24 protein-coding genes and 2 pseudogenes are annotated in these 26,961 nt (G+C 29.1%); 8 read left to right on the top strand and 18 right to left on the bottom strand.

Annotated elements, in window-relative coordinates; translation table 11 throughout:
- The first annotated feature begins 79 nt into the window (after positions 1-79).
- Both B3W71_RS10990 and alr read left to right on the top strand, forming a co-directional pair.
- Positions 80-1,540 (top strand): PLP-dependent aminotransferase family protein, encoded by a 1,461-nt coding sequence (locus tag B3W71_RS10990; protein ID WP_346888972.1) that lies wholly within the window; start codon positions 80-82, stop codon positions 1,538-1,540.
- Positions 1,541-1,803: 263 nt separating this feature from the next.
- Positions 1,804-2,964, top strand: coding sequence for an alanine racemase (alr, locus tag B3W71_RS10985; protein WP_346888971.1), 1,161 nt, complete (start codon positions 1,804-1,806; stop codon positions 2,962-2,964).
- A gap of 468 nt (positions 2,965-3,432) precedes the next feature.
- Here alr and B3W71_RS10980 read toward each other — a convergent pair whose 3' ends face one another.
- Positions 3,433-3,795, bottom strand: coding sequence for a DUF5616 domain-containing protein (locus B3W71_RS10980; RefSeq protein ID WP_346888970.1), 363 nt, complete (start codon positions 3,793-3,795; stop codon positions 3,433-3,435).
- Positions 3,796-3,911: 116 nt separating this feature from the next.
- On the opposite strand from B3W71_RS10980, the gene B3W71_RS10975 reads away from it, so the two are divergent.
- Complete coding sequence (locus tag B3W71_RS10975; protein WP_346888969.1) at positions 3,912-5,024, top strand: DEAD/DEAH box helicase; 1,113 nt, start codon at positions 3,912-3,914, stop codon at positions 5,022-5,024.
- A gap of 396 nt (positions 5,025-5,420) precedes the next feature.
- Here the strand turns inward: B3W71_RS10975 and B3W71_RS19310 are convergent.
- From B3W71_RS19310 to B3W71_RS10960, 4 genes and pseudogenes are all read right to left on the bottom strand, one after another.
- Positions 5,421-5,594 (bottom strand): annotated as a pseudogene (locus tag B3W71_RS19310) (GNAT family N-acetyltransferase); the annotation flags it as partial.
- A gap of 330 nt (positions 5,595-5,924) precedes the next feature.
- Positions 5,925-6,113, bottom strand: coding sequence for an ATP-binding cassette domain-containing protein (locus B3W71_RS10970; protein ID WP_346888968.1), 189 nt, complete (start codon positions 6,111-6,113; stop codon positions 5,925-5,927).
- A 642-nt stretch (positions 6,114-6,755) separates the two neighbouring features.
- A complete protein-coding gene (locus B3W71_RS10965; RefSeq protein WP_346888967.1) occupies positions 6,756-7,349 on the bottom strand; it encodes a GNAT family N-acetyltransferase in 594 nt (197 codons plus the stop codon).
- A 153-nt stretch (positions 7,350-7,502) separates the two neighbouring features.
- Positions 7,503-8,339 (bottom strand): sugar phosphate isomerase/epimerase family protein, encoded by an 837-nt coding sequence (locus tag B3W71_RS10960; protein ID WP_346888966.1) that lies wholly within the window; start codon positions 8,337-8,339, stop codon positions 7,503-7,505.
- Positions 8,340-9,075: 736 nt separating this feature from the next.
- On the opposite strand from B3W71_RS10960, the pseudogene B3W71_RS10955 reads away from it, so the two are divergent.
- From B3W71_RS10955 to B3W71_RS10940, 4 genes and pseudogenes are all read left to right on the top strand, one after another.
- Positions 9,076-10,623, top strand: a pseudogene (locus tag B3W71_RS10955) (ABC-F family ATP-binding cassette domain-containing protein).
- A gap of 300 nt (positions 10,624-10,923) precedes the next feature.
- Positions 10,924-11,094: a hypothetical protein gene (locus B3W71_RS10950; protein ID WP_346888965.1), complete on the top strand. Its 171-nt coding sequence runs from the start codon at positions 10,924-10,926 to the stop codon at positions 11,092-11,094.
- Positions 11,095-11,313 (top strand): methylated-DNA--[protein]-cysteine S-methyltransferase, encoded by a 219-nt coding sequence (locus B3W71_RS10945; RefSeq protein ID WP_346889016.1) that lies wholly within the window; start codon positions 11,095-11,097, stop codon positions 11,311-11,313.
- A complete protein-coding gene (locus tag B3W71_RS10940; RefSeq protein WP_346888964.1) occupies positions 11,300-12,556 on the top strand; it encodes a GNAT family N-acetyltransferase in 1,257 nt (418 codons plus the stop codon). Before B3W71_RS10945 ends, B3W71_RS10940 begins: the two co-directional genes overlap by 14 nt.
- A 63-nt stretch (positions 12,557-12,619) precedes the next feature.
- Here the strand turns inward: B3W71_RS10940 and B3W71_RS10935 are convergent, their stop codons facing one another.
- The 13 genes from B3W71_RS10935 to B3W71_RS10875 all read right to left on the bottom strand — a co-directional run bounded on the left by B3W71_RS10935 (position 12,620) and on the right by B3W71_RS10875 (position 25,718).
- A complete protein-coding gene (locus tag B3W71_RS10935) occupies positions 12,620-13,513 on the bottom strand; it encodes an AraC family transcriptional regulator (protein ID WP_346888963.1) in 894 nt (297 codons plus the stop codon).
- 260 nt (positions 13,514-13,773) lie between these two features.
- Positions 13,774-15,423 carry a hydroxylamine reductase gene (gene hcp, locus B3W71_RS10930; RefSeq protein WP_346888962.1) on the bottom strand — a complete coding sequence of 550 codons (1,650 nt, stop codon included), beginning with the start codon at positions 15,421-15,423 and terminating at the stop codon, positions 13,774-13,776.
- Positions 15,424-15,642: 219 nt separating this feature from the next.
- Complete coding sequence (locus B3W71_RS10925; RefSeq protein WP_346888961.1) at positions 15,643-16,332, bottom strand: Crp/Fnr family transcriptional regulator; 690 nt, start codon at positions 16,330-16,332, stop codon at positions 15,643-15,645.
- Between the two features lie 415 nt (positions 16,333-16,747).
- Positions 16,748-17,527 (bottom strand): arylamine N-acetyltransferase family protein, encoded by a 780-nt coding sequence (locus B3W71_RS10920; RefSeq protein WP_346888960.1) that lies wholly within the window; start codon positions 17,525-17,527, stop codon positions 16,748-16,750.
- A 918-nt stretch (positions 17,528-18,445) separates the two neighbouring features.
- Positions 18,446-19,087: a Vat family streptogramin A O-acetyltransferase gene (locus B3W71_RS10915; protein WP_346888959.1), complete on the bottom strand. Its 642-nt coding sequence runs from the start codon at positions 19,085-19,087 to the stop codon at positions 18,446-18,448.
- Positions 19,088-19,186: 99 nt separating this feature from the next.
- Positions 19,187-19,639, bottom strand: a complete 453-nt coding sequence (gene def, locus B3W71_RS10910) for a peptide deformylase (protein WP_346888958.1) — start codon at positions 19,637-19,639, stop codon at positions 19,187-19,189.
- Positions 19,640-19,876: a helix-turn-helix transcriptional regulator gene (locus B3W71_RS10905; RefSeq protein ID WP_346888957.1), complete on the bottom strand. Its 237-nt coding sequence runs from the start codon at positions 19,874-19,876 to the stop codon at positions 19,640-19,642.
- Positions 19,877-19,961: 85 nt separating this feature from the next.
- Positions 19,962-21,323 (bottom strand): DUF6179 domain-containing protein, encoded by a 1,362-nt coding sequence (locus tag B3W71_RS10900; protein WP_346888956.1) that lies wholly within the window; start codon positions 21,321-21,323, stop codon positions 19,962-19,964.
- Positions 21,316-21,804, bottom strand: a complete 489-nt coding sequence (locus B3W71_RS10895) for a DUF6323 family protein (RefSeq protein ID WP_414632022.1) — start codon at positions 21,802-21,804, stop codon at positions 21,316-21,318. Before B3W71_RS10895 ends, B3W71_RS10900 begins: the two co-directional genes overlap by 8 nt.
- Positions 21,805-22,042: 238 nt before the next feature.
- Complete coding sequence (locus tag B3W71_RS10890; RefSeq protein ID WP_346888954.1) at positions 22,043-22,801, bottom strand: YoaP domain-containing protein; 759 nt, start codon at positions 22,799-22,801, stop codon at positions 22,043-22,045.
- Between the two features lie 41 nt (positions 22,802-22,842).
- Positions 22,843-23,763, bottom strand: a complete 921-nt coding sequence (locus tag B3W71_RS10885; protein WP_346888953.1) for an alpha/beta hydrolase — start codon at positions 23,761-23,763, stop codon at positions 22,843-22,845.
- A gap of 10 nt (positions 23,764-23,773) precedes the next feature.
- On the bottom strand, positions 23,774-24,445 hold the full coding sequence (locus B3W71_RS10880) for a DUF6320 domain-containing protein (RefSeq protein WP_346888952.1): 672 nt from the start codon (positions 24,443-24,445) through the stop codon (positions 23,774-23,776).
- A complete protein-coding gene (locus B3W71_RS10875; RefSeq protein WP_346888951.1) occupies positions 24,432-25,718 on the bottom strand; it encodes a hypothetical protein in 1,287 nt (428 codons plus the stop codon). Before B3W71_RS10875 ends, B3W71_RS10880 begins: the two co-directional genes overlap by 14 nt.
- A 494-nt stretch (positions 25,719-26,212) precedes the next feature.
- On the opposite strand from B3W71_RS10875, the gene B3W71_RS10870 reads away from it, so the two are divergent.
- On the top strand, positions 26,213-26,764 hold the full coding sequence (locus B3W71_RS10870; protein ID WP_346888950.1) for a hypothetical protein: 552 nt from the start codon (positions 26,213-26,215) through the stop codon (positions 26,762-26,764).
- Positions 26,765-26,961: the final 197 nt, after the last annotated feature.

Raw genomic sequence — 26,961 nt, 5'->3', positions numbered from 1 at the left:
TAAATTTGTGATATTTTTACCATATTTTCTTATAACATTATTTATAAGTTAAAAATTAATAGAATAGGTGGTGTTAACATTGATATTTTCTACTCTTATTATAAATAAGGATGAACCTATTTATCTTCAACTAGAAAAACATATCATTGATGGAATTAAAAAAGGCGAACTAAAAAAAGATAGCAAGCTACCTTCTACCAGAGAGGCTAGTAAGCTTTTAAATATAAGTAGAAATTCTGTCATTGCTGCCTATGAAGAATTAGAAAGCAAAGGTATAATAGCTACTAAAAGAGGTGTTGGTACTTTCATTCTAATGGAAAGTAAAAATACATGTGAAGAGTATAATGTAGATCTTATGAGTATGATTAACAATTATGCTAGTACCCTTAGAGACCTGGATATTATCAAAAGTGAGCTTCCCTACATGAAAAATATGATTTCCTTTAAATCTATTGCTCCTGAACCTAGTCTTTTTAATAAAGATGACTTTAAAAGAGCTCTTTTAGATGCTTGGACCTACGAGGAAGCAAACTTATTAAATTATGGATATGCTAAGGGCTATGCCCCTTTAATTGGTTATTTTTTTCAATATATGAATGAAAAAAGGGTGAATACTGAAGAAAAGGATATACTAATTACTAACGGTTTTACTGAGGCCTTTGATATTATTATAGGTTCCTTAACTAAAAAAGGAGATATAATCCTTTGTGAAGAGCCCACCCATAATACAGCTTTAAAAATAATGAAAGCTCATGAAGTTAAAGCTATCCAAGTAAAAGTAGATGAGGAAGGTATGGATTTAAGGGATTTAGAAATAAAGCTTAAAAAATATAAGCCTAAATTTGGATATATAATTCCTTCTTATAATAATCCTACTGGTATTGTAACTAAAACTAAACGTAGAAAAGAGATTTATACTATTTTTAGAAAATACTCTGTCCCTATCATTGAAGATGGATTTAACGAAGAGCTTCTCTACTCCAGTTCTCCTATAGATCCCATAGCATCTTTAAGTGGTAAAGGTAACAGTGTAATTTATATAGGTAGCCTTTCTAAAATACTCTTTCCTGGACTTAGAATTGGATGGATTCTAGCTAGCAAAGAGTTGATAGATGTTTTAGAAAGCGTAAAAAGAGGTAGAACAATTCACTCTTCTTTCCTAGATCAAGCCTCCTTTTACTATTATTTAAAAAGTGGAGCCTTCAATAGATATGTAAAAAATGTACGAAAATACTATAGAGATAAGTATAACCTGGTTATGGAAATGGTGAATAAGTATATTCCCTATGAATATGTAACTGGAGAAGGCGGACTTCATATATTTATTAAGCTTAAAAATAATATAAATGCAAGACAGCTACTAGATCTCTGCTATAAGGATAATGTGCTCTTTATGCCTGGGGATATTTTTTATGAAAACAGTAAGGGGCAGGACTCCTTTAGAATAGGCTTTGGTAGAGTAAGTGATGATGATATAAAAAGAGGTATAAAAATAATTGGTGATAATATTATGCACTTAAGTAAACCACCTTACCTATAATTTCTTCCTTTACTGGTTCTTGTGATTTATTCTATAAATATTAAAATAATAATATAAGGTAAGTTTCACTTGATATAACGAAGTAAATTCTTTATAAACAGAGTTCTTTGCTTCAGATGGAGTTTTTAACTCCCTCTGAAACTTAGAAATCGTTATCCAGGGATGTACCAGCTATAATTCTTCTACTTTGAAGAAGAATTATAGCTGGTAGTCATCGGATAAATATAACTAAAATGACTTACTAGAAATTACGAGGTGTAACAATGGAAAAGATAATGAGACCTGTATGGGCTGAAATAGATTTAGATGCAATAGCATATAACACAAAAAACATAAAAAAGCTAATTGGAGATAAAGAACTAATTGCCATAGTTAAAGCTGATTGCTATGGCCATGGAGCTGTAGATGTAGTGCCTACTTTTTTAGAGAATGGAGCATCTAGACTTGCTGTGGCGATGCTTACAGAAGGAATAGAACTCAGAGAAAATAATATCAATGCTCCTATAGTTATTTTAGGCTATACTCCTTTATATTTAGGAGAAGAGCTAATAAATTATGATATTGAGCAAACGGTATATGACCTAGATTATGCAAAGGAATTATCCGAAATAGCCATAAGTCTTAATAAAAGAGCTAAGATTCATATTGCTATAGACACTGGTATGGGTAGAATTGGATTTCTTCCTTGTAATCAAACAGTTAAAACCATAGCAGAAATTTGTACTTTAAAAGGTTTGGAAATAGTTGGGATTTTTTCTCACTTTTCTACCTCTGATGAAGAAGATAAATCTTATACTAAGGAGCAGCTTCTAAAATTTACAAAGGTTATGGAGAGTTTAAAAGCTCTTGAAATTCAAATTCCTTTAAAACATCTTTCTAACAGTGGAGCAATTATAGATATGCCTGAAACCTATCTAAATGCAGTGAGACCTGGCATTATACTTTATGGTTATTATCCTTCCAATGAAGTTTTTAAGGATAATCTTTCAATAAAACCAGCTCTAACTTTGAAAGCAAAGATAGGCCATGTAAAAGAACTTGAGCCGGATATGTATATAGGGTATGGTAAAACTTTTGAAACTAATAAAAAAACTATTGTAGCTACATTGCCGATTGGTTATGGGGATGGCTATCCTAGGGCTTTAGCTGAAAATGCTAAGATAATTGTAAATGGTAAATTTGCTAAAATTTTAGGTAGAATTTGTATGGATCAATGTATGATTGATGTAACTGATATAGCAAACGTAAAAACTGGAGATGAAGTTATTATTTTAGGTGAAGAAGGAAATTTAAAATTTAATGCTGATGATATGGCAGGAGCTTTAGGCACAATCAACTACGAAATTCTTTGTATGCTTAAATCTAGAATTCCTAGAGTATATATTAAAAATAAGGAAATAGTTAAAGTAAAAAATAATAAATAATCAAAAAAGTCTTGCCACGTTTAAGTGACAAATCCATATCCTCTTCAGGAAATTATGCGTAAATATAACTTTAATCCTAATGAACTAATAATGATCGATGACTTGAAGTCAGGCTTTGATATGGCAAGAGCTGTAATGTAGATTTTGCTAGCGCTGGATGGTCACTTATATTGTGCTGATTTATTAGCTGTATTTCTATATAATAAAAAGAGCTAGATTTCACTAGCTCTATCAACCTATCAATCTTTTTTATGTGTCTTTTTACTATGTTTGGTTCCAGAATTATTTGCTTTCTTTTCCTTTTGCTGTTGACTTGCACAAGAACAGTCATATTTTTCACTCATAGCAATTATCTCTCCTTATAAAAAATGAAATTTACTCATAGTATTACTCTACTATTTTGTTCAATATACAAGTTATAATGCTATGAAAATCATCTGCAAAAACTATACTGGTAATACAAAGAATTTATTTTAATATGTTAAGATCTATATACCTAACATCTAATTTCTTGTCATCTATAATATGTCTATTAATATTTATCCAACTCTTACATTTATTAATGATAATTGCATCACTGGATACCACATTTTCTTTTGTTTCTAGTACACTATCCACATTATTAATATTCTCTACTTCTATTTCAAATTGTACGTTCTCTAGTAATTCTAAGATTTTCATCTTCAATCTCCCTGAATTTGAAACTGGCTTATCTAAATAAAATATAGCTTTATCAACTTTATATTTTGCTAATCTTTCACCAGTACTATATAGCATGGTATTTTGGTGTTGCCTTTCAATGGCTTTTTCTACTACATTTCCACCATTCATTATGCTCCACATTATAAGGATTATTCATTCCATTTCCATGGAGTTTGTTAAAATTGATAAATACTTTAATATGTGTTACTATTAGACGTTAACTAAAGGATGAAAGGTATGAGTAAATGAATTTTAAAGAATTAGGAATTAGTACAAATATAATAGATATATTAAACAAGTCTGGGATAAAAACTCCAACTGAGATCCAAAGAGAAAGTATTCCATATATTAAAGAGGGAAAAGATGTTATAGCTGAAGCTCAAACTGGTACAGGTAAAACTTTAGCATTTCTATTACCCATTTTTGAAAATATTAATCCAAACCTTGATGCTACACAAGTGTTAATATTGACACCAACCCGTGAGTTAGCTATCCAAATTACTAACGAGGCCTCTAAATTAGCTGATGGCATAAATATAAATATCTTAGCTGCTTATGGCGGAAAAGATATTGGTTCCCAGTTAAATAAGCTTAAGGGAAGCATTCACTTAATAATAGCTACCCCTGGAAGACTTCTTGACCATCTTGAGAGAAAATCAATCAATTTATCTAAACTTAAAACCTTTGTTCTTGATGAGGCAGATCAAATGCTACTTATGGGTTTTAAAAACGAAGTAGAAAATATAATTAAACATACTTCTAAAAAACATCAAACATTATGTTTTTCTGCTACTATGGATTCTTCCGTTAAAAAACTTGCCTATAGATATATGAAAGATCCTATTGTGGTATCTGTGAAAAAAGAAAGTATAACTCTTTCTACAATAAATCAAGAAATCGTTGAAACTACAGATCGATTAAAGCAAGATTCCCTCTTCAAAGCTCTTGAAGAAGACAACCCATTTATGGCAATAATCTTCTGCAGGACTAAAAGAAGAGCTGATGCTCTTGAAATGGCTATGTGTAAAAGAAAATTTAATTGTGAGAAAATCCATAGTGATGTTCCCCAAAATAAAAGAGAAAGAATCATGAAATCTTTTAGGAATGCAGATATTCAATATTTAATCGCCACCGATGTAGCTGCAAGAGGTATCGATATTTCTGGTATTACTCACATATATAACTATGACATTCCAGAATCTCCAGAAAGCTATATTCATAGAATTGGAAGAACAGCTAGAGCTGGTGAAAGTGGTTATACTTGCTGTTTCATGGATCCAAAAGACACCAATTTACTTGAAAAAATCGAAGAAAAAATTGGATTTAAAATTTCGAGAAGAACTATAGATTTATTTTAATTTAGAGTAGAAATTGATATAAGGTACTAAGAGGCTAATTTATTTCCCTTAGTACCTAACTTAAATATAATTAAGTGAAACTTTAACATTTTTGAGTTTTTGCCTTACTTTTCTATTACATATATAATGTGGTTACTGTAGCCAATTAATTCATCCTTTTCTTTCTACTATAATCAAATCCTATTTTAATAGCTTATGCCTATGAATTACTTCATCATATATTTGTCCAATATCCTTGTTTTGATTTATAGCCTCTAAAAGATATCCTTCAGTTAACTATCACAGCTCCTATAGGAATGGTATTCCTTTTAAAGGATTCCCAAGCTAACGAAAATGCTTCGTTCCAAATATTACTTAACTCATTCCACATTTAATTCTCCTCATACATTTTTAATTCTATAAGTTTAATTCCATTCTTCTATTTCTCACAGATATTCCCATTGATCCATAAAATTTAATAGCATCTTTGTTAAATTCCCATACAATCAACTGTAAAGATGAAGCTCCTTCTGTTTTTGCGTAGTCTACAATATACTCAAACAGCGATCTTCCAATGCTTTTCTTTTGTTCACTAGCTTTAACTCAAAAATCATCTATATAAGCAAATATCATTGGAGTAAGTATCTGAATACTTCTATGAGCCATAATTTTCACAATGCTATATGCTACTAACTCTTTATTATTAATGTAATTTGTTAAACTCATTGTCATATACGTGAAAAATTATTACATTCCTTTTTTTATATAATTTCACTTCATATTTCCAGTATTTCTGATTTCATACCTTCTCTACTAAAACCATATCATTTCCCTATGTTTAATATAAATGTTGATAAAGCAGAAAAAACAAGAGGACTTATGCTAGTCCTCTTATTTCTGTGATGACTTTAGGAGCATTTATTATAATTTAATTCCGCCTTCATCTGGCTGCAACCTTTGGCACAATATATTGATCAACGTAGTTTTACCTACTCCATTTACACCTAAAATACCTATTCTATCCTCGGAATAAACCTTTAAATTTTCTACATCCAAGATCAATCTATCACCAAAACTTTTTTTTATATTACTACATTCAACTAATAACAAAAAATCCCCTCCTTATAACTTGGAGAGGATAGTATCGCAACTATATCATAACCTTTAATATACACTAAATAAAACCATGAAATATATACAAAAATATTAGTATATATTAGGGCTTAAATAAATAATTAAGATTAATAACACATTATATTGACAAAATATCAACAGTTACAAAAACACTATCCACTCAAAAAATCAAATAAAATGCATAACAATAAAGCCCTTCTTTAGGCCTCATTTTAATTTTGATTTTCTGCAAATAAAAGTGAATTATATTCTCATCTCTGCAAAACCCTGCCCTTTCTTAAAATTAAATTTCTAATATTCTATAATAATTATATAAATAACTCATTTAGCTGTTAACGTATTCAACTCTAAAGCTAATGGAATGAGTATGTGTAATACAATATACCAGCCTTCTATACTGGCTTTGAAAGAATTATCCAAAGGCAAAAGGAAGAAGGTGGACTAGTTTGTGTTGTTTCTCATTCCTACAGTGAAAATATAAACCGTGATTATTTAAAGAATTGTGGCATTGCTCCAGATATGATTTTCAGTTGGGAACTCTGTGAAAAAGAGCGAAAGCCCAAGACTTTTTAAATATATATAATGGACCCTTAGTCCTTATAATTTTTAGATATTATTTTAAACCATTTTCACCATCCTATACAGGTATTGAGAAAAGTATTTTTCCTGCTTTTCAAATTTATAATCTAAATTTTCATAGAACTTTCTTACCTTCTCATCCTTAGCTAACAGTGAACAACCTTTATATCCTTTTTCTTTAGCTACCTTTTCTGCTAGCTTCATTAGCTCTTTTCCTATTCCAAGACCTCTAACTTCTTTAGTAGTTGCTAAGTTTGCTATATATAACTCTCTATCTCCACCCTCTTTTAAGTACATTCCTAAAATAAGGTCCTTTATAAATTTTACTTTTCCTTTAATTCCTTTTATCATATGAAGTAATTCAAAACTAGTTTTTGTATCTAAATCAGATATTTCTTCACTGTTTAAAAGAATTATAGCTCCACAGGTCTTTTCATTTAATTCTGCTACCTTTATATTTAAATATGAATATCTAGATTCCTGACTTAATACTAGCCATTGAATCCTATTTAAAATCTCCTCTTTAGTGCCCTGGCCCCAAATATGATCTGGTGTTTCCTCAGTATCATATATAAGACCAGCGATAATGGGGGCATCCACCTCCGTTGCATCTCTTAATGTTAAGTTTTTCATAATTATCCCTCTTTCATGAAATTTTTATTTAAATTTCTTTACTCTATTATATGATGACCGAGATAATTAATTAAGGCTTTAAGTGTATAGTATTATGGTACTTTTATGCTATTATCGAAGTTTTACTAATTTATACAATTATCCTAATAGTACTTATTCATGGCTATAATGAGTATTGTCTATAAGCTTTGCTACCCACTCTATTCCCTCACTGACAAATTCCTTACTAGGATTAGTCTCAGGAGTATGCTCAAAAATAAAAGTTACATCATTACAATTTCCTAAAGCTTCAATTATATGTTTAACTTTATAAAAGTCATTATCCTGCTCTTGGCTTGGATGAACTGGGGTCCAAATATATTCATCTTCAGAATAAAAAACATTATGTAAATGAACTTCACATATGAATTTCTTCCATTTCTCTATATAATTTAAAATTTTATCTTCTGTAGCAATAATATAATCCCCTATATCTATACATAGTCCTAGATTGTATTTTTCCCATATAGCTAAAGGAAACTTATTAAGATACTCTATACCTACACCTGAACGATTTAATCCAAGCTTAGGCTCACAAATTAATTTAATTGAGTACTTATCTTGTATATATAATAATTTTTTTAATCCCTCTTCTATTATTTCATCTGTATCAAAATCTACTTCTTCCTTGAAATAAGGAAAGTGAACTAAAATATACTTTGCCCCTAATCCAGCCATATTTTCTGCTTCTTTTTCTAACATGTCCCATGCATCACTAGGCTCATACCGAACCTTCTCAAGCAAATAATATTTACTTCCACTTCGTAACAGTGGAGAGTGGACTCCAAAAGTAGTACCCTTCTCTTTATTTATCCTGAGGAATTCCTTTACTGCTGCTTCATCCTGAAATTCTCCAATCTCAATATGATTAATACCATCTATAAATAGTTCTGAATATAATTTAGGTTCTGAAAAAATAGCACTTCCTGACATTCCTAATTTATGCTTCATAATATCACCTTCCAACTTACTTTTTGTATAGGTTCATATATATCTATTTTTATATGAACCTATACAAAAAGTTAAAATTTAAAATATTTGAAAAGTTAAATAGTTGCTATATCCATATTACTTTCAAGGTTTTTTCTATATGAATAGTATAATTAAAGCTATACTGAAATCTCAAAAATTAGAACCTATCTTCTTAATAATATAACTATTACAATTGATAGGTTTAATATCTTTACACATCTATTTCATCTTAAATAGAATCTATAGTTAATTTCTTCCCCATTTATCATACTTTGTAATAAAAGTAAATATTTTAAAAAATAATCTATTACTATATTTACTTTTTCAGCCATGGTGGTATAATGATCATGTATATATGTAATAATAAATATATTGAATATTATTATATTTAAGATAAATTAATGCAAAGAAAGAAGGAGAGTCGAATTGTGTAAAATGGTAGTTCTTGTAAGTGTTTTAGGTTAATAACGGGATAACTGCGCCCTTTTTTACCTAAACATTTGAATAGATTACCTTTTATAGGATGAGACTCTTTTTTCATGTTCTAAATCAGATAAGGTTTAAAGTAATATTGATTTAACTTTTTATATTACTATGGTTTTAGAATTATTATAAATGATGATTTGGAATATAACTTTCACTGCATTAATTTAGATGAAATTTAAGGAAAGAGGCCTTGCCTCTTTCCTTTTTTGTTTTACGGAGGTATATAAACATGAGTATATTAAATATTGAAAATATAAGCTTCAGTTTTGGCGATAAAACTATTTTTAAAAATATGTCCCTTAGATTATTAAAGGGTGAACACGCTGGTCTGATTGGCGTTAATGGTGCTGGTAAGACCACCCTATTTAATATTTTAACTGAAAAATTGATTTGTGATGAAGGTACATTTACTAAGGCTTCTTCATGCAAAATCGGATATCTTAAACAAAATTCCTATATAAACGAAAACTTAACTATAAAGGAAATATTAAAAGAGGCCTTTAATAATCTTTACGAATTAGAAGAAAAGATTTTATTTATAAGTGATGAATTAGCTATTGGAGATATTAATGACTATAATAAGTTAATTAATAAGTTAGGCCATCTTCAAGATAGACTAGACTCCAGTGAATTTTATAATATTGAAAAGCATATTGAAACTATGTCTAAGGGACTTGGTATAACTGCCCTTGGTATGGATACTCCCTTTAAAAATCTAAGCGGAGGTCAGAAAACTAAGGTTATGCTAGCAAAGCTACTGCTTGAAGCTCCTGATATATTACTTTTAGATGAACCTACTAACTATCTAGATAAGGAGCATATAGAATGGCTATCTAAATATCTGCAAGAATACAAAAATGCTTTTGTAGTTATATCCCATGACACTAGTTTCTTAAATAAAATCACAAATGTAATCTTTAATCTAGAGTTTTCTACTATAAAAAGATATCCGGGAAATTACGATAACTTTTTAAATTTACAAGATGAAGAAAGAAAAAGATATATAGCTGAATATACTGCTCAGCAAAAAGAAATTCAAAAGCTTCAGACTTTTATTGATAAAAATAAGGTTCGTGCTTCTACTGCAAAAATGGCAAAAGGTAGACAAAAGGCCCTTGATAAGATTGAAAGATTAGAGAAACCAAAAATAATTTCTCCTAAGCCTAGCTTTTCCTTTAATTTAACAAGGACTTCTACTTCCCTTGTAATGGAAAGCTGCATTCTAGATATCGGGTATAACTATCCACTTATAAAAAATCTTAATCTTACTTTAAAACGTGGTGATAAAATTGCTATTACAGGTTGTAATGGTATAGGTAAATCCACCTTCCTAAAAACTATAATGGGAGTAATCCCTCCAATAAATGGTGAAATAAAGTTTGGAGACTATTTATATCCTGCTTACTTTGAACAGCAAGTCCATGGTTCAGATCGTACTCCTCTTGAGGAAGTATAGGATTTCTTTCCTGAAAAATCTCAAAGTGAGATAAGAGCTGCTCTTGGTCGCTGTGGTATTAAAAATGAACACATGAATCAAAAGCTTAAAACTTTAAGTGGCGGAGAGCAATCTAAAGTTAGACTTTGTAAACTTACCTTAATTTCAACCAATTGGCTTTTACTTGATGAGCCAACTAACCATTTAGATGCTATATCTAAAGCTGAACTAAAAAAAGCTCTTATAGATTTTAAAGGTACTATCTTATTAGTTTGTCATGAAGCTGATTTCTATAAAGATTTAGTAACTAAGGTTTGGAATATGGAAGAACTTTTAAAATAATCTTGAATATCTTGTTTTACGTTCACTAATAAGTAATCTAAAGTAAATTTATAATGCTTTAAACACCTTATTAAGGAATTCCTTTATGGAATTCCTTAATTTCAATTTAATCTTCAAAATATAAAAATATAGTAAGACAAATTTAATACTATTTGGTAAAATATATATACTTATGAAATGAGTGCTGACAACCTATGAAAAATCTATTTTATTATGAAACTCCTATTGGCAAAATAGGAATCGCTGAGAAAAATCACAAATCTATTCTTTAAGAACAGTCCAACTCCTTATGGGTTTAATATGGAAGAAACACAAATTTTGATAGAGGCAAATAGTCAACTTCAAGAATACTTTCTTGGTAAACGTAAGTCTTTTAATCTACCGCTTAATCCAGGTGGTACTGAATTCATGAAAAATGTATGGAGTTCTCTATGTGATATTTCCTATGGAGAAACTAGAAGCTATAAATAAATTGCACAGATATTAAATAAAGATAAAGCTTATAGAGTAGTTGGTCTATCAAATAACAAAAATTCAATTCCAATATTTATTCAATGTCACAGGTTCCTTTCTTCAACGGGCAATTTAACAGGCTATTTAGGTGGGCTTGAAGTAAAATCATATCTTTTAAAATTGAAGAAACAATATATAATTTATTTTAAAAGGGGATATAAAAATGTATACAATTAAAAAACTATCATCAGATCAAGACTTTATTAATCTTGCAGACATAGTTTCCAACGCTTATCCTGGGCTTCATGTTCAAACTCAAGAGCAAAAATCAACTTATATTGAAAATGCTAAGGCGACACAACAAAATAACCCAGTAGTAAACTTCTACGGAGTATTTAAGGATGATAATCTATGTGGTAGTATGAGATTTCACGACTTTAAAATCAATCTACTCTCAGCAGAAATTAAAGCTGGCGGTATAGGACTAGTAGCTGTTGATCTTCTTCATAAAAAAGAAAAAATAGCTAAGACTATTTTGACAGAGTTTATCAACTACTATAAAAACACTGGTACTTCACTAGTTATGTTATATCCATTCAGACCTGATTTTTATAAAAAAATGGGCTTTGGATTTGGAACCAGTATAAACCAATATAAGATTAAACCATGCAATCTTCCAAATGGATCTTCAAAATCAAATATACATTTTATTAAAGAAGAAAATATTCCTGCTCTCTTGGAATGTTATACTAGAGTGTACGAAAAAACTAATGGATTACTCGAAAAGTATGAACTTGATTTTGAAAGGATATTTAAAAATCCTAATTCCAAAGTCATTGCATATAAAAATAATAACTCAATTCAAGGATATATGATTTTTGAATTCGTTTCTGGAAATGATAAAAATTCCATGATAAATGATGTTCTTGTAAATGATTTTATATTTGAAAATGTAGATGCATTAAATGAGATGATGACTTTCCTAAACAGTCAGAATGATCAAATAAGATATGTAATATTTAATATACAGGATGAGGATTTTAGATTCTTACTTGAAGATCCAAGAAATGACTCTACTAATCTTCTTGCACCAGTATATCATGAATGCAGTATGCAGGGTACAGGAATAATGTATCGCGTTATAGATGTTCCTGGTATCTTCTCTGAGCTCAAAAATCATAATTTTAATAAGGAAAACTGTACAGTAAAAATTACAGTAAGAGATGACTTTTTAACTACTAATGATGGAAGTGTTATTGTAAATTTTAAAGATGGCTTTCCTTCACTAAGTACTGCTGAAGATTATAATGTTGAAATTGAGCTTGATATATCTGATTTTTCATCCTTAATAACCTGTGCAGTTACTTTTAAAAGTCTATATAAATATGGACGAGCAACTATATCTAAAGCTGAATATTTAGATATAATAAATGGAATCTTTTCCTCATGCTCAAAACCAATATGTACATCAGTATTTTAGTTAATTTAATATTTAAGGAGCAGCTATCAATTTATAGCTGCTCCCTATTGATCTAATGTACATTTATTCTGCTTTAAGCTCTACTCTTATCCAAGACTCACAATATCCCTTTCCATTATCCTTTTCATAATACATCTCTAAATCATATCCTTCTAGCTTTTTATAAGTTGATGTAGGTAACCATTCAGTGTGTGCCCTCTTATTTAAATCTTGAAAAGCATTGCTAATATCCTTAAGTTCATATTCATCTGAAGTAAAAATTGCCCATGTAGCTGATGGAATGTCAACAGTTTTATAACCTATTGTATCGCTTTTATCACTCTTTAAAGCGCATATCATATATGGAAAAGTAGTACCACCAGTTTGTCTATAATCGCATATTGCATTTACTGGACATAACTCCTCTTGATTATTTAAGTTTCCTGTAGATTCAGCTAGCTTGTCACATTCCCCATTACTTTGTACCTCATCCCAAAACTTTGGTATTTCTCTTAAGTTTTCACCATAATTCATGTCAAATATTCTTTCAATGCCATAAACTTGAAAAGCTTCTCTTGTTTCAATCCTATACTTCATTTTACTTACTCCTTTAATAGAAATTTGAAAGGATATACGTGGGTAAGCCTTTAGACTAATCCCCTTACTTCTTGCTGCTGTAGGAGTAATTCCATGCAAATTTTGAAATGCACGAGTAAAAGCTTCTGGTGATTCATATCCATATTTTAGTGCAATATCGATAACCTTCTTAGAGCTGTTTTGCAATTCAAAAGCTGACATAGTCATCCTTCTACGTCTAACATACTCTACCATTGAAATATCAGTAATAAAAGAAAACATTCTTTGAAAGTGATGCACTGAATATCCAATTTCATTAGCTACTTTCTCATAGTCAATTTTATTTGTTAGATTAGTTTCAATATATTCAATGGCTCTATTCATTTTGTCTAAAAGTTCCATATCTATCCCTCCTTTAATAAAAGTATATCAAGTTATATTACATTGAGCCTTGCAGTTCTTGTCCTCTTCTGCAAGATTATTTAACTTAAATTATATATTACACTAGAATATATTTCTACATCATTATTTCACTTATATAGATTAATTTATATACAAAAATAAAGGTATTAACTTAATATATAAGGTCAATACCTTTATTTTTACTGATATATTTATAAGTTTAGGATAAATATATTAGGGATAAATCAGGGGTAAATATATTATCCTAAAAACATTTCTAAATCTTCATCCACAGTTCCTATTCCTGCTATTCCAAAATTCTCTACTAATACTTTTGCTACATTTGGTGATAAGAATCCTGGAAGTGTTGGTCCTAGATGAATATTTTTTACTCCTAAATAAAGTAATGCTAGAAGTACTATTACAGCTTTTTGTTCATACCATGCTATGTTATAAGCTATAGGAAGTTCATTTACATCATTTAGTTCAAATATTTCTTTTAATTTTAAAGCTATTACAGCTAATGAGTAAGAATCATTACACTGTCCTGCATCTAAAACTCTTGGAATTCCACCTATATCACCAAGATTTAATTTATTATAACGATATTTAGCACATCCTGCAGTTAATATCACCGTATCTTTTGGTAATTTTTCTGCAAATTCTGTATAATAATTTCTTGATTTCATTCTTCCATCGCAACCAGCCATAACAAAGAACTTCTTAATAGCACCAGATTTAACAGCTTCTACTACCTTATCTGCTAAAGCAAATACTTGTGCATGAGCAAAACCTCCTACAATTTTGCCCTTCTCGATTTCTTTAGGAGATGGTAATTTTTTAGCATGTTCTATAATCTCACTGAAATCTTTAGTTTTTCCATCTTCTCTATCTTTAATATATTTAAATCCTGGATATCCAGTAGCACCTGTAGTATAAACTCTATCTGCATAACTTTCCTTTGGTGGTACTATACAATTTGTTGTAAATAGTATTGGTCCATTAAAAGGTTCAAATTCTTCATTTTGTTTCCACCAAGCATTACCATAGTTACCTACAAAATTAGAATATTTCTTAAAGAATGGATAATAGTGAGCAGGTAACATTTCACCATGAGTATAAACATCTACTCCTGTATCTTTTGTTTGTTCTAAAAGCTCTTCTAAATCCTTTAAATCATGTCCTGATATCAAAATAGCAGGATTATCTCTAACACCTATATTTACTTCAGTAATTTCTGGATTTCCATAGGCTTCTGTATTAGCAGAATCAAGCATTGCCATAGTATCTACACCAAATTTTCCTGTTTCTAAAGTAAGTGCAACTAGTTCATCTGCACTTAATGTATTATCTAATGCAGCTACTAATGCCTTTACCATAAAATCATAAACTTCTTCATTTTCTTTTCCTAAATTTAATGCATGTTCAGCATAGGCTGCCATACCTTTTACACCATAAATAATTAATTCTCTAAGAGAACGTACATCTTCATTTTCAGTAGCTAATATTCCAACTTCAATAGCCTTTGATTTTTCTAAAAGTTCTAAATCACCTTCTACTACAAAAGTAGTAGCATCATGTAATTCTCCTAAATTTATTCCTTTATCCAGTAATTCTTTCTTAACTTCTTCTCTAAGTTCTATAGCTTCCTTTATTTTTTCAACAAATGCAGAATCATCAAAATTAGCATTTGTAATAGTCATAAATAATCCACTTACTATAAAATGATTAGCTTTAGGAAATCTTATACCTTTCTCTAATCCTTTTTGCTGAAAAATAGCCATTCCCTTCAATGCATAAATCATTAAATCTTGTAAGTTAGCAACCTTCTCTGTCTTTCCACATACACCTCTTATTGTACAGCCTGTACCTTTTGCAGTTTCTTGACATTGATAACAAAACATACCCATTTAAAAACCTCCTTTAAAATTTTGTTTTAATTGGTTTTTTCAATCTATATTAATATAATATGTAATTTTACACTTAATTTCGGTATCTCAGGGTACCATTGTTAGACATTTGTAAATTTTATGATTATTTATAGATTTTAAATCTACAATCACAATATAAATATATCAAGAGAGGCTTTCTCAAAATNNATTTTGAGAAAGCCTCTCTTGAATAACTCTTTATCCTAGACATTCTTTTAAACTTTTTAGATCAATTATTTGAAAGGAACTTCTGTGAAAATCTATAATTCCTTCTTCCTTCATATTTATTAATTCTCTCGAAAGGGAAGGTCTAGATACTAGTATATATTCAGCTAATTCATTTCTCTTTAAAGGTATATCAAAGGTAAGACTATTATTAATATTATATTGCTGAATTAAGTATGTGCTAATTTTCTTTCTTATACTCTTTAATGAAAGAATTTCTACCTTTTCATTTAAGCTAAGAGCCTTTTTAGCTACTATTTGCAACATGTTCTGTATTAGATTTTTGTGTCCCTGACACGCTTTATTACATACTCCCACAATCTTATCTGGGTGTAAAAATAGGATAGTACAATCAGTATACGCCTCTACAGTTGAAAGCCATCCATCCTTAGAAAAAGCATCTATTTCTCCAAATAAATCTCCTCTTTTTACTCTTGACATCATAACTCTATCACCATCTAAAGTTTCCTTACTAACACTTACTTCACCCTCTAAAACTACTCCTATCCCAGTTAATTTATCTTTTTCAATAGTTATTATATCTCTTTTTTTATAGGTTTTTATGCTAGACTTTAAACAACTTAATACACTTCTAAGCTCTTCTTTTTCAATATCTTTAAATAACTCAATGGTCATTAACTGATTAATCCATTTTTCATCCATAAGACTTCACCATTCCTTACTAATCCTTTATTTCTTCATTTTGTAATATAATATCACACGTCACTGTAAATTGCTGTAATAAGTGTTACAAGACAAAGATTATTTCCTCATATGTTTAAAATCTTTATAATACATTTTTAAAATTAATAACTTAATCAATATTTTAATATCTACTCTTCATTAAAATAGGAATATGTACTTTCATATTGCCTTAGTAATTGTTGATAATATGAAATTTGAATATTTACCCTATCATGAAAATATTCTATACTAGTTTTAGTAGAAAACTTTTCTTTTAAAAGTTGTTGCAATCTTTCAATTCTATTTTGTAATAAAGTAATTCCATCTTTGTTACTTAGCGCTTCAAACTTTTCCCATCTTATAATCGCAATTGTCTACTAGTCCTATAATCTTTCTAATCATTTATTTTTATTCCGAAATACTTTTCAAGTGCGTCATCGATTTCCTCTTTATTTTTTAACTCGACTTTTTTCATTACTTTTGCATTTTCATAGATTTGTAACGTATCGTCTACAAGAGTAATATTAGATGTATCAGTAAAAATTGATATTTTTTTATATCCAGTAAAAAGTGATTGTAGATGTTTCTCGCAGAAGAAAGAAGGCATGATATAATCAATGTCCAGTTGAGATTCTTCTGTAAAGCCATAAATTCTTTTCCAGCCTTTATCTTGTTCTTTTTGCCAAAGGGTATGTCCATAAAAGTCATCATGCTCAAATTTATATTCACTTACACCGTCATTTTGTATTAACCCATCTATCAATTTAAGTGCTATTCTAGGTGATTCACTTCTTACACCCACATCACAGATATAGATACCATCATTCGTTGTAACTTTAAGTATCCGATGGCTTCGCATCTTAATAGTAGTCTCATCATTTGCGAAACGCCCTGCCAGGTTTATGACATTAAAACCAAGGCTTTTTAACAAATTGCTATATAATCCGTTTAGTTCAAAGCAATACCCGCCCCTACGGTTTATTATCATTTTTTTGAATAAGTCTTCCGCTTCAAGAGACAGTGGAACATGATTTAAAATATCTAAGTTTTCATATGGAATATTTTTTAAGTGAGCAATTTGTAAGTGTTGAAGTGTTTTTCCATTCAGTTCAATCTTCTTATTGTATCCTATTTTACGTAAGTAGATATTAATTTGCTCTTCATTGTATATCATGGTATATGTCCTCCGTAATATATAAATAATTTTTAAATACATGTCAATGACGTATATTTATTTCAAATAATTACCATAAGTATTTAAGTCAATATCCTATACATCTCCAACAATATAATCAATAGAAGTATTTGCACAATGAGCTAATTTCAGAGCTACTTTTTATTTTCTTCTTAAATATCAAATACTGTTACCTTTCCTCTTAGCAAAGCTAAAGGAGCTGCTTTTCTTCCATTAGATCCATAAAAATTAGCTATCTTCTTACATTTCACTCCTTAACATAAAGTATATATTTAAATTATATATCATTACAGAATATATTGTTATAATATTCTTAATTTTACACAGCATATTTTAGAAAACAATTATATTTATCCTAATTAAAGATTATCAGCTGAACCTCATTAACCTTTCGTATGTTTTTATATTTTTATATTCTTGGGCTTTCAATCTATTGGTACTATTAGGTTTAGACCACATAGAAGAAACATAATTTTTTATAATTAAAATGCAAAGTAATATATACAGGACGTAAACAAAAATTCATAATCTAAAAACTATAGCCATTCGCCTATTTATACTAGGTTAGAAATCGTTATCCAAGGTAATAGCCGCTCTTTACTCCCACTTTGAATAAGATGGGAGTATTAGAGCGGGTAGTCATATGATAAAATAATCCCTTATCATAAAATAATTCATATATTTTACATAAGAGATTATTATTAAATCTATGTACACTAAAAAAGAGGTCAAACACCTCTATTCTCAAAGTTTTTTAGTTTTATCTCAATTCTCATGTAAATAATGATTTTATATTTTTACTAAAATACCTCATTAAATTATAATATTTTAAGTATAATCAAAAAACAAAATTACCTCGTTATTTAAGTAATAACAAGGTATTTTAATTTATAAAAACTATTTTATATCTTTTATTTTTTCTAAATCTAAGCTACATAATTTATCCAAATTAGAAAAAATCTTTTCTGGTGACCAGTCCCACCATTTTATCTTAAGAAGATATTCTATAAGATTATCCTCAAATCTTTTACGAATTATTTTAATGGGATTTCCTCCTGCAATATTATATGCTGGAATATCTTTAGTAACAACCGAATTTGCTGCAACTATAGCCCCATCACCAATTTTTACACCTGCCATAATCGTTACATTTTGTCCTATCCAGACATCATTTCCTACTATCGTATCACCTTTAAATGATAAATCCTCTATGGTTGGTATTGAAACTTCCCATCCGTTTCCCATAATATTAAATGGGTAGGTTGTTACACTATTCATTCTATGATTTGCCCCATTCATAACAAACTCTACTCCTGAAGCAATTGCACAGAACTTTCCAATGATTAATTTATCTCCTATAAATTCATAGTGATGAGTTACATGTTTCTCAAACTCCTCTGCTTCATTTTCATCACTATAATAGGTATAATCACCAACTATTATATTAGGATTTTTAATAACATTTTTTATGAAACAAATTTGCTTTATATTTGAATTTGGATATATATCCTTTGGATTAGGGCCTAAATTTTTATTCATAAAAACCTCTCCTGTATTCTACTGCAATTTAATATTAATTATCACTTAACTACACTAGTTTTATAAAATATATAACTAGTGTAGTATAATTTCATTATATTATTTTACATATTCTGTTACAAGATCAGTAAATAGTATTCCATCTAAATGGTCAATTTCATGACAGAAGCATTTTGCTAAGTCACCTGTCCCAGTAAATGTAACTTCCTCACCATTCTCGTCTAAGGCTTGCACTATAACCTTTGATGGTCTTTTTAGCTTTCCCCAAGTATTTGGTATACTTAAGCAACCCTCTACAACCTTTTGTTCTCCTTCTTGATAAACTATCCTTGGATTAACTAATTTTATCAATCCTTGTCCCATATCTATTACAACCAACCTTTTTAATATTCCTACCTGTGGAGCCGCTAATCCACCACCATTTTCCGTATTATACATAGTATCTGCCATATCATTTAAAATTAGCCTTATTCTATCATCTACCTTTTCAACCACTTTACTTTTTTTTCTCAATATGTCATCACTTGAAAGCCTAATTTTTCTTAATGCCATTTAAACTACACCTCTACTTTGCTGTGATCTAGATTTTCTTTCACTTTCTTCAAAGATAAAAATATCCTCTATAGAACAGTTAAACACCTTTGAAATATCATAGGCTAACCATATTGAAGGCTCGAATTTTTCTGTCTCTATAGCATTAATTGCCTGCCTTGATACACCTATAAGCTTTCCAAGCTGCTCTTGAGTTATTCCCATAAACTCACGAAGTTCTTTTATTCTATTCTTCATAAATAATCCTCCATTGTAATGTATACCTTACTTATTAATATATTAATATTTATAAAGAATGTCAAGTTAACATTACATAATATACTTAAAGCTGAATATTAATTCTTCTAGATAATTCTATTATCATATTTCTTCTTGTAGAACTTATTGTCTTTAAATAAGAGTTAAGTTTATTATGCCACTGTTTTTCTGCTTCGGTTCCATAGTAAAAATCTATATGCTCTATATCAGGAATATACTTTAAAAGCAAGGCAAGATCACTATCACTAAGATTATCAAATACCTTCTCAAACTCCTCATCAAAAATACAATCTGCCCCTAGAACATCAACTAAATCAATTAAGCTTTTAATTCCGTCTTTAATTATTTTGATTTTGTCCTCTATTAAAGTGCACTCCCTGATTTCATCAGTTATATATCTAAATAGACTATCTTCTAGCCTTTCTCCTTCTTCAAAGTTAATAGACTCCTCAAAAGAATTTTTTCCTACTATAAATAGGGTATTTAATTTTTTAAGTTCAAGGATTTCTTTAAGTATCGTAAGTTTAGAAATAGCTTTATAAACATAATCTCTTAACTCATAACTTTCTATATTTAACTCATCACAACACCTAATTGATGATTTTAACAGTGCTTCATTTAATTCTGATTGTGATAAGTCTTCTAGAAGCTTTTGTATATATCTTATATCATTGTTTGTTATATCTAAATTTCGTGCTCTCTTTCCAGAAAGTATGGAGGCTATTACATTTCTGAGGACTAACTCGAATATATTTATGAGTAGGTGATGTGAATTTTTGTCATAATTCATTAATAACTTCTCTATTTCATTACTATTGTAGTATGAACAAAACTGATTCTCTAAATATATTTTCTTTAAATAATCCTGTATATATTCTATTCCTACTTTCTCCATTTTATCATTGCATAGTGGATAGTCTATAGATCCAGGAGTCTCATGACTACCAAAATCACTGTCATATTCCTTAAAAAATATTGATATACCATAATCAATGGTATCATTATAACCATAGTTTTCTGTAGATAATCTATTTTGAGTTACCAGATTAAAAAGTGCTTTTGCCTCTTCTATTTCATCCTTTACTAATTCTTCTCCTTTTGATAGAGAAAATTTTATTCCCTTATTTTTAATTAAATCTATAATTTTATTAATAGAGCCTTGTGTTTTTAAAAATACTCCTATAGTATAATAGATTGATTCCATTATGTTCTCAGCAACTTCTATTTTTACTGAAGTACTCTCTCCTTTAGTATAATATTGAATCTTTTCAGTCAATACTTCTAAAATTTGAAGCTGAATATTTTCTATATCATATTCATGTATTAAGTTATTCTTGTTTAACATTATTAATATATCTTTAAAATAATCCTCTTCACTAAGCCTTATGGTTATCATGTCACTAATTTTCATAACATCTTTATTCATCTTCATCACCTACTTCTTCTCTATCTTCAAATATATTAAGATAATCAGTTATCCCATACTTAATATTATGAGCAACTCTATATAGTTCCCTATCTTGTAAAAGTTCTAGTGAACCTTGGCAGCTATTATCAAAGAATTCCTTCATGATATGAATTAACTCATCATCACTTATAAAGTCTAAAGTTTCATTTTTATAGTAATAGAAGATTTCAATAAGCTCATTAATAGTACTAACATAATTGTATTGAGATATATAGGGAGAGTCACAAAACTCAGCAATTATTTTATTTACTATTCCTCCTCTAAACTCTATTCTCCCATTTTTACTTAACGCTTCACTTCTCGTTTCTACAAGTGATTTAGTATCCTCTTCTGATAATTTCAAGCCATATTCAATGGTAAATTCATTACACTTTATAATTTCTTTATGAGCTTGCTGTGTTAATAATAATTGTGGAATTGATATAATAAAATTCATTATAAAATTCGCCCCCATTTTTCTCAAAACCTATTGACTTACACATACTTTTATGATATGATGAAGATGTATAAGTATTTTTATTTTCGATAATATATTTTATCATTGTCCATTCCATTGGTCAATGATTTTTTGTATCTAAAATAATTTAATAATATATAAATAAAAGTAGCATCTATAATAATTTAAGTTATTATAGATGCTACTTCTCTATGAGCAAATAAATATTTAATCTTATATTCTATATTGCTCTTTCTTCTAATATTTTAATAAATTTTTTCTCATTTAGGATATCATTTGTTATGAATTCTCCATCATAGAATAAGCTATAGGTAGTAAATGGTGATGGTGAGTTTTGAGCCTCTTCTATAGTTTCATATTTCTTAATTTGCATATTAATATTTCTGCTTTTAGCAATTTCCTCAATAATAGGTACATACTTAGCAGTAAAAGGACATTGATTACTGTAATAAAGCACAAATCCCTCTTCATCTATTTTACCTTCTTTTGCACATAGCTTAAAAGAAGGTTTATCTGCATCTTTATCAAAGGGTAGATACAATAATTCATAATAAGGCTTTGCTTCATCTGCAACTAAAAATCCCTTATGCGTTAGATATTTTTTATCCGCCAAATAAGGTTTTTTTTTATCTGAAGATAGAATTACTAATCCTTTTTTCCCATTATTTTTACTATCTACAATGCATTCATCTAGTAATTTATTAGAAATTCCTTGTCCCTTATATTGACCAGAAACCCAAAGACAATTTATAAACATGTATCCATCTGCAATAATAGGACTCCAGGCTTTCTCAGCAGGTATATATTCAATAAAGACTTTACCTCTCACATCACCTTTTTTAAATATCAATCCATCATGAAATCTGGCTTTCATCCATTCCTTCTTTGATGACACCTGATATTCACCTTTTTTATCAGCAATAGCACAGCAAATATGTTCTTTTTCAATATTTTCATTGTTCACAGTAACAATATTCAATGATTTATTCCCCTTCCCCAAAATAGTTGGACTCATTGCCGCTATTTAATTTTCCAAATCCTATTTATAAAAATTCCTACTTCTCTCCATGCAGCTTTACTTTCCGGGATCAAATCTCCTGACATCTGAAATACATGAAACATGCCTTCATAAACAGATAATTTAACTTTAACATTTTGCTTTTTTGCTTTCTCTGCCACAGTAAGAGTATCACTTAAAAGCACTTCATGGGTTCCTACTTGCATAAGCATTGGTGGGAAGCCTGTAAAATCTCCATAAATTGGCGATATGTATGGATTATGTGGATCATTTTCTCCTATGTAAGTTGAATCATATAACATATTGTTTGTGGTTTTACCAAAAAGAGGATCAATCTCATAATTTTCTATATAACTTGTACCACTATTAGTTAAATCATTCCAAGGTGACATAGTAACAATTCCTGCTGGAAGCGAAATCATATTATCCCTTAAATAAAGACAAAGAGCTAAAGCTAATCCACCTCCAGCAGAATCTCCCACTACTATTATATCTTTTGATTCATAATTTTTTTCTTCTATAAGCCATCTATATGCCGCTACTGCATCTTCTAATGCGGCAGGAAATGGATCTTCTGGAGCTACCCTATAATCAATGGTTAAAACTTCTGCACCTTTGCTTAATTCAGAATAATTTATTGCAAATCTCCTATATAAATTCTTCATGGGACCAATGTAGCCCCCTCCATGAAGCTGTAAAATTACCTTTCCACTAGATTTTTCTTCTGGCTTTAAGTATTCCATAATAAAGTCATCTATTTTCATTTTCTCATACAAATATCCACTAGGACACTTCCACTGCGGCTCTACAGGATGTTTTCTAAATTTTCCTGTTTGAATAGGTTCCCCTAAGGAAGTGTCTGTAATATTAGCAATTAATTCTCTAACTAAGTTTCCACGAATACTAGTCTTTTTCTCTTTCATATCTTTTCTCCTAAGTGTTAAATCTACGAATCAATTCATTTTTTACGCTTCTATCACCAAAAACTATAGTTCCAATTAAAATAAGAATTGAAATCGAACTAGTTAAAATAGCTAAAAATGGTCTATCTATTAGCTTTACCCAAAATAAAATCAAGGGAATAAAGCTAAAAATAGTAATAGCAATTTGATACATAAAATAGCTTTGCCAATTCATCGGATTTACTATCATAAGAAGTATAATCGCTAGATTAGCAGACAATATCATTACCGGAATTGCATAATTTACAGACCATCCTATATATCCCGTAACATTATCAATAACTATAACTAGTATCCCAGCTCCTATAGTTTGAACTAGTATTTTAGAAGCAAAGTTAGCATTATTCATAATAGAATAGGTAACTGTCACTGCAAAATATACAATTCCAACTACTGCAATCAATGACCATATAACTCCTGAATAAGTAATATAGTTTATAAATCCTAAAGCTACAGAAATTACAGTTAAAATAAATAAGAAAATTCTTCTTATCTTCTTGTATTTATCTATATCAAACTCTACATTTGGATACATCCTAGTTGATTCTTCATTTATTTCATCATACTCCAAGACTCCTCTACATAAAGGACAAGTATGAGTTTCATCTAATACATCTATCTGGCATCTTCTACACCTTTTCATTTAATACACCATTACTTTCTATTATTACATCAATTCCCTCTTTAGTTAAAGCTCTAAAGAAAGCTCTTTGTAAATATGTATCTTTTAAAACTGATGAAAAAGTCACTACTACTTTATCCTTGTAAGAACATACACCACACTTCATTTTTTGTTTTTTAGATACTCCTATAATAAAATGAAATCCTTCTATATATTTCTCAAATTCAGGAAGAATCTTTATGGGACCTAAATTAGATAAGGTCATAGTATTTCTTCGACTTATCCTTCTATAAACCAGCTGTAATGCAATATATTTAATGGCTAATGGAGCAAATCTAACCAGAGGTTTTTTTTCATTAGATACATTATAAGAAATAATTTCTTCTAGTTTTTCTTTAGTTATATTTTCATCCATCTGCTTATTTACCATGGACAAGACATCTTCAAATGTATAATCTTTACCATCAGATAGAAATTCTATAGCTGTTATAGCAAAGAAATTCATAGTAGTTGTAGATTCAAAAAAAGATCTAAGATTAATTGGTAAGTTAATTGATATAGGTTCTCCATATTTTTGCTTATTTAAATATTCCTCGTAAATACACCATATCAATAAGGCCATTAAGTATTTGGTTACACTTACTCCTTTTTCTTTACACTTCTTCTTAAGGTTATTTAAATCAACATATCCATGAATAACACTTACAGTATCTAGATATAATAACTCGCCCTTTAATTGATACGCTTTTTTAGTACTATAAGACTTATTAGACACCTTCTTATAATTCTTTAAATAGCTGTCCTCAGTATCAAGTATACACTCTCTACTAGGTCTTCTAGATATTTTCCTAGAAGAATCCTGCATTTTAAGCAATTCTATATAATGATAGGTAAGCTCTTTTAAAAAATTAATAGCTCCCATACCATCGGTAATAGCATGAAAAACTTCTAGATTAATTCTTTTTTCATAGTAAGATACCCGAAACAAAAATTGCTGATTACTACGAGGATCTATATATTTACATGGATAGGTAGCTTCTTTTTCCACTATGGGTACCTTTTTATTCCCTTCAAAATAATACCAAAAAAATCCTCTTCTAAGTCTTACATTAAATCCATCAAACCATGGAAGTACTTCTTCCAAAGCTTGTTGTAAGATTTCTTGTATTATATCTTCCTTTAAAGTGACAGACACCCTAAAAACATTACTTAAGTTTTCATTGGCAATTACCGGAAATAACTTTGCTGTATTATCTAGACGTCTCCATTGCGTTGGATGACTTTTTCTGTCCATTTATCTTCACTCTTTCTTTACTATTATTGATAAAATAATTCCTATTTATTATAACAAATTTTATCTATGTTTTCATTAACTTCTATGTTTCTATTTATTTTGTATATGTAGATTATATTTTAAATTTACTTAAATACAACATGTTATTCATAATACACTTTTGTATTCTAGCCATATTAATAAAAAAATATTTAAAGAGCAGTAACAAAGTAAGTTGTTAATCTATAAAATGTTAATTAGCCCGTTATGCTAGTTAATTACTATCAAAGCAAATTAATTTAACTTATTATACTAGTTGAATGTAGAGTTCTTCATGGAAATCATCTCTTCAGCCGATATATGATATGCTTAAATAAATATATACATAGTTATATATGGATCATTTTACCATTTTAAAATGTTATAAATGAAACTTTTTAACTATTACAACAAGTAGTTTGATGTATTATAATGGATGTATAAATTAAACTAAAATAACATTTGAGGTGATTTTTATGATGAATACTTTGTCCCATATAGGCAATGAACTTAATAAAGCAAATATTTTATGGGCAGTTGGAGCTTCTATTCTCCTTATGCAGTATAAACTTGTTAATAATCCTAACGATATTGATTTACTAATCCACATAAATGATATTGAAAAAGCTGATAAAATTCTAAAGTCTATGGGTGAAAAGAAAACCTTTGAAAAAACAGATATCTACTCTACTGAATATTTTTATGAATATGTTATTAATGGATTTGATATAGATGTAATGTCTGGATTAAAAATCAATCATTATGCTGGAACCTATAACTATATTTTTGATAAAGATTCAATTTCTCAATATATAAATATACATGATATAAATATACCTTTAACCTCTTTAGAAGATTGGTATGTTCTTTATCAACTAATACCTAATAGAGGAAAAAAGGTGAAAATCATAGAAGATTACTTAAAAAGTACTGGAGTTAATAATACTAATTTATTAAAAAGATCTTTATTAGGAAATTTACCCTCCAATGTTGACTATAAAATTAGAGAGCTATTAATGCATGATTAATTATATAACTAGCATTATTTTCAAAAATATAAGGGACTTTCACAAAATGAGGTAATCTAAATAAATATTGAATAAGCACTTATATTATTAACGCTCAGCTCTTTCGGAATATTGATTTACTAAAGCATTTATTCAATATAAAATCTATAGCACAACAACTCGTATACACTCAAACAAGTTGTGTTGCTTACGATTTT

It is taken from the genome of Clostridium sp. UBA1056, from assembly GCA_002316385.1.
Lineage (GTDB): Bacteria > Bacillota > Clostridia > Clostridiales > Clostridiaceae > Clostridium_J.
Note: the sequence above shows the minus strand (reverse complement) of the source record. Positions and strands in the feature narration are given on the sequence as shown.

Excerpts from the sequence above, each read along its gene's own strand:
- B3W71_RS10870 (WP_346888950.1), top strand. The coding sequence starts at position 26,213 with ATGATGAATACTTTGTCCCATATAGGCAATGAACTTAATAAAGCAAAT.
- B3W71_RS10975 (WP_346888969.1), top strand. The coding sequence starts at position 3,912 with ATGAATTTTAAAGAATTAGGAATTAGTACAAATATAATAGATATATTA.
- B3W71_RS10875 (WP_346888951.1), bottom strand. The coding sequence starts at position 25,718 with ATGGACAGAAAAAGTCATCCAACGCAATGGAGACGTCTAGATAATACA.
- B3W71_RS10940 (WP_346888964.1), top strand. The coding sequence starts at position 11,300 with ATGTATACAATTAAAAAACTATCATCAGATCAAGACTTTATTAATCTT.
- B3W71_RS10935 (WP_346888963.1), bottom strand. The coding sequence starts at position 13,513 with ATGGAACTTTTAGACAAAATGAATAGAGCCATTGAATATATTGAAACT.
- B3W71_RS10920 (WP_346888960.1), bottom strand. The coding sequence starts at position 17,527 with ATGATATACAATGAAGAGCAAATTAATATCTACTTACGTAAAATAGGA.
- B3W71_RS10950 (WP_346888965.1), top strand. The coding sequence starts at position 10,924 with ATGGAAGAAACACAAATTTTGATAGAGGCAAATAGTCAACTTCAAGAA.
- def (WP_346888958.1), bottom strand. The coding sequence starts at position 19,639 with ATGGCATTAAGAAAAATTAGGCTTTCAAGTGATGACATATTGAGAAAA.
- B3W71_RS10885 (WP_346888953.1), bottom strand. The coding sequence starts at position 23,763 with ATGAAAGAGAAAAAGACTAGTATTCGTGGAAACTTAGTTAGAGAATTA.
- B3W71_RS10980 (WP_346888970.1), bottom strand. The coding sequence starts at position 3,795 with ATGAATGGTGGAAATGTAGTAGAAAAAGCCATTGAAAGGCAACACCAA.
- B3W71_RS10960 (WP_346888966.1), bottom strand. The coding sequence starts at position 8,339 with ATGAAGCATAAATTAGGAATGTCAGGAAGTGCTATTTTTTCAGAACCT.
- alr (WP_346888971.1), top strand. The coding sequence starts at position 1,804 with ATGGAAAAGATAATGAGACCTGTATGGGCTGAAATAGATTTAGATGCA.
- B3W71_RS10925 (WP_346888961.1), bottom strand. The coding sequence starts at position 16,332 with ATGGATGAAAAATGGATTAATCAGTTAATGACCATTGAGTTATTTAAA.
- B3W71_RS10905 (WP_346888957.1), bottom strand. The coding sequence starts at position 19,876 with ATGAAGAATAGAATAAAAGAACTTCGTGAGTTTATGGGAATAACTCAA.
- B3W71_RS10880 (WP_346888952.1), bottom strand. The coding sequence starts at position 24,445 with ATGAAAAGGTGTAGAAGATGCCAGATAGATGTATTAGATGAAACTCAT.
- hcp (WP_346888962.1), bottom strand. The coding sequence starts at position 15,423 with ATGGGTATGTTTTGTTATCAATGTCAAGAAACTGCAAAAGGTACAGGC.
- B3W71_RS10965 (WP_346888967.1), bottom strand. The coding sequence starts at position 7,349 with ATGAAAAACTTAACATTAAGAGATGCAACGGAGGTGGATGCCCCCATT.
- B3W71_RS10900 (WP_346888956.1), bottom strand. The coding sequence starts at position 21,323 with ATGAATAAAGATGTTATGAAAATTAGTGACATGATAACCATAAGGCTT.
- B3W71_RS10915 (WP_346888959.1), bottom strand. The coding sequence starts at position 19,087 with ATGAATAAAAATTTAGGCCCTAATCCAAAGGATATATATCCAAATTCA.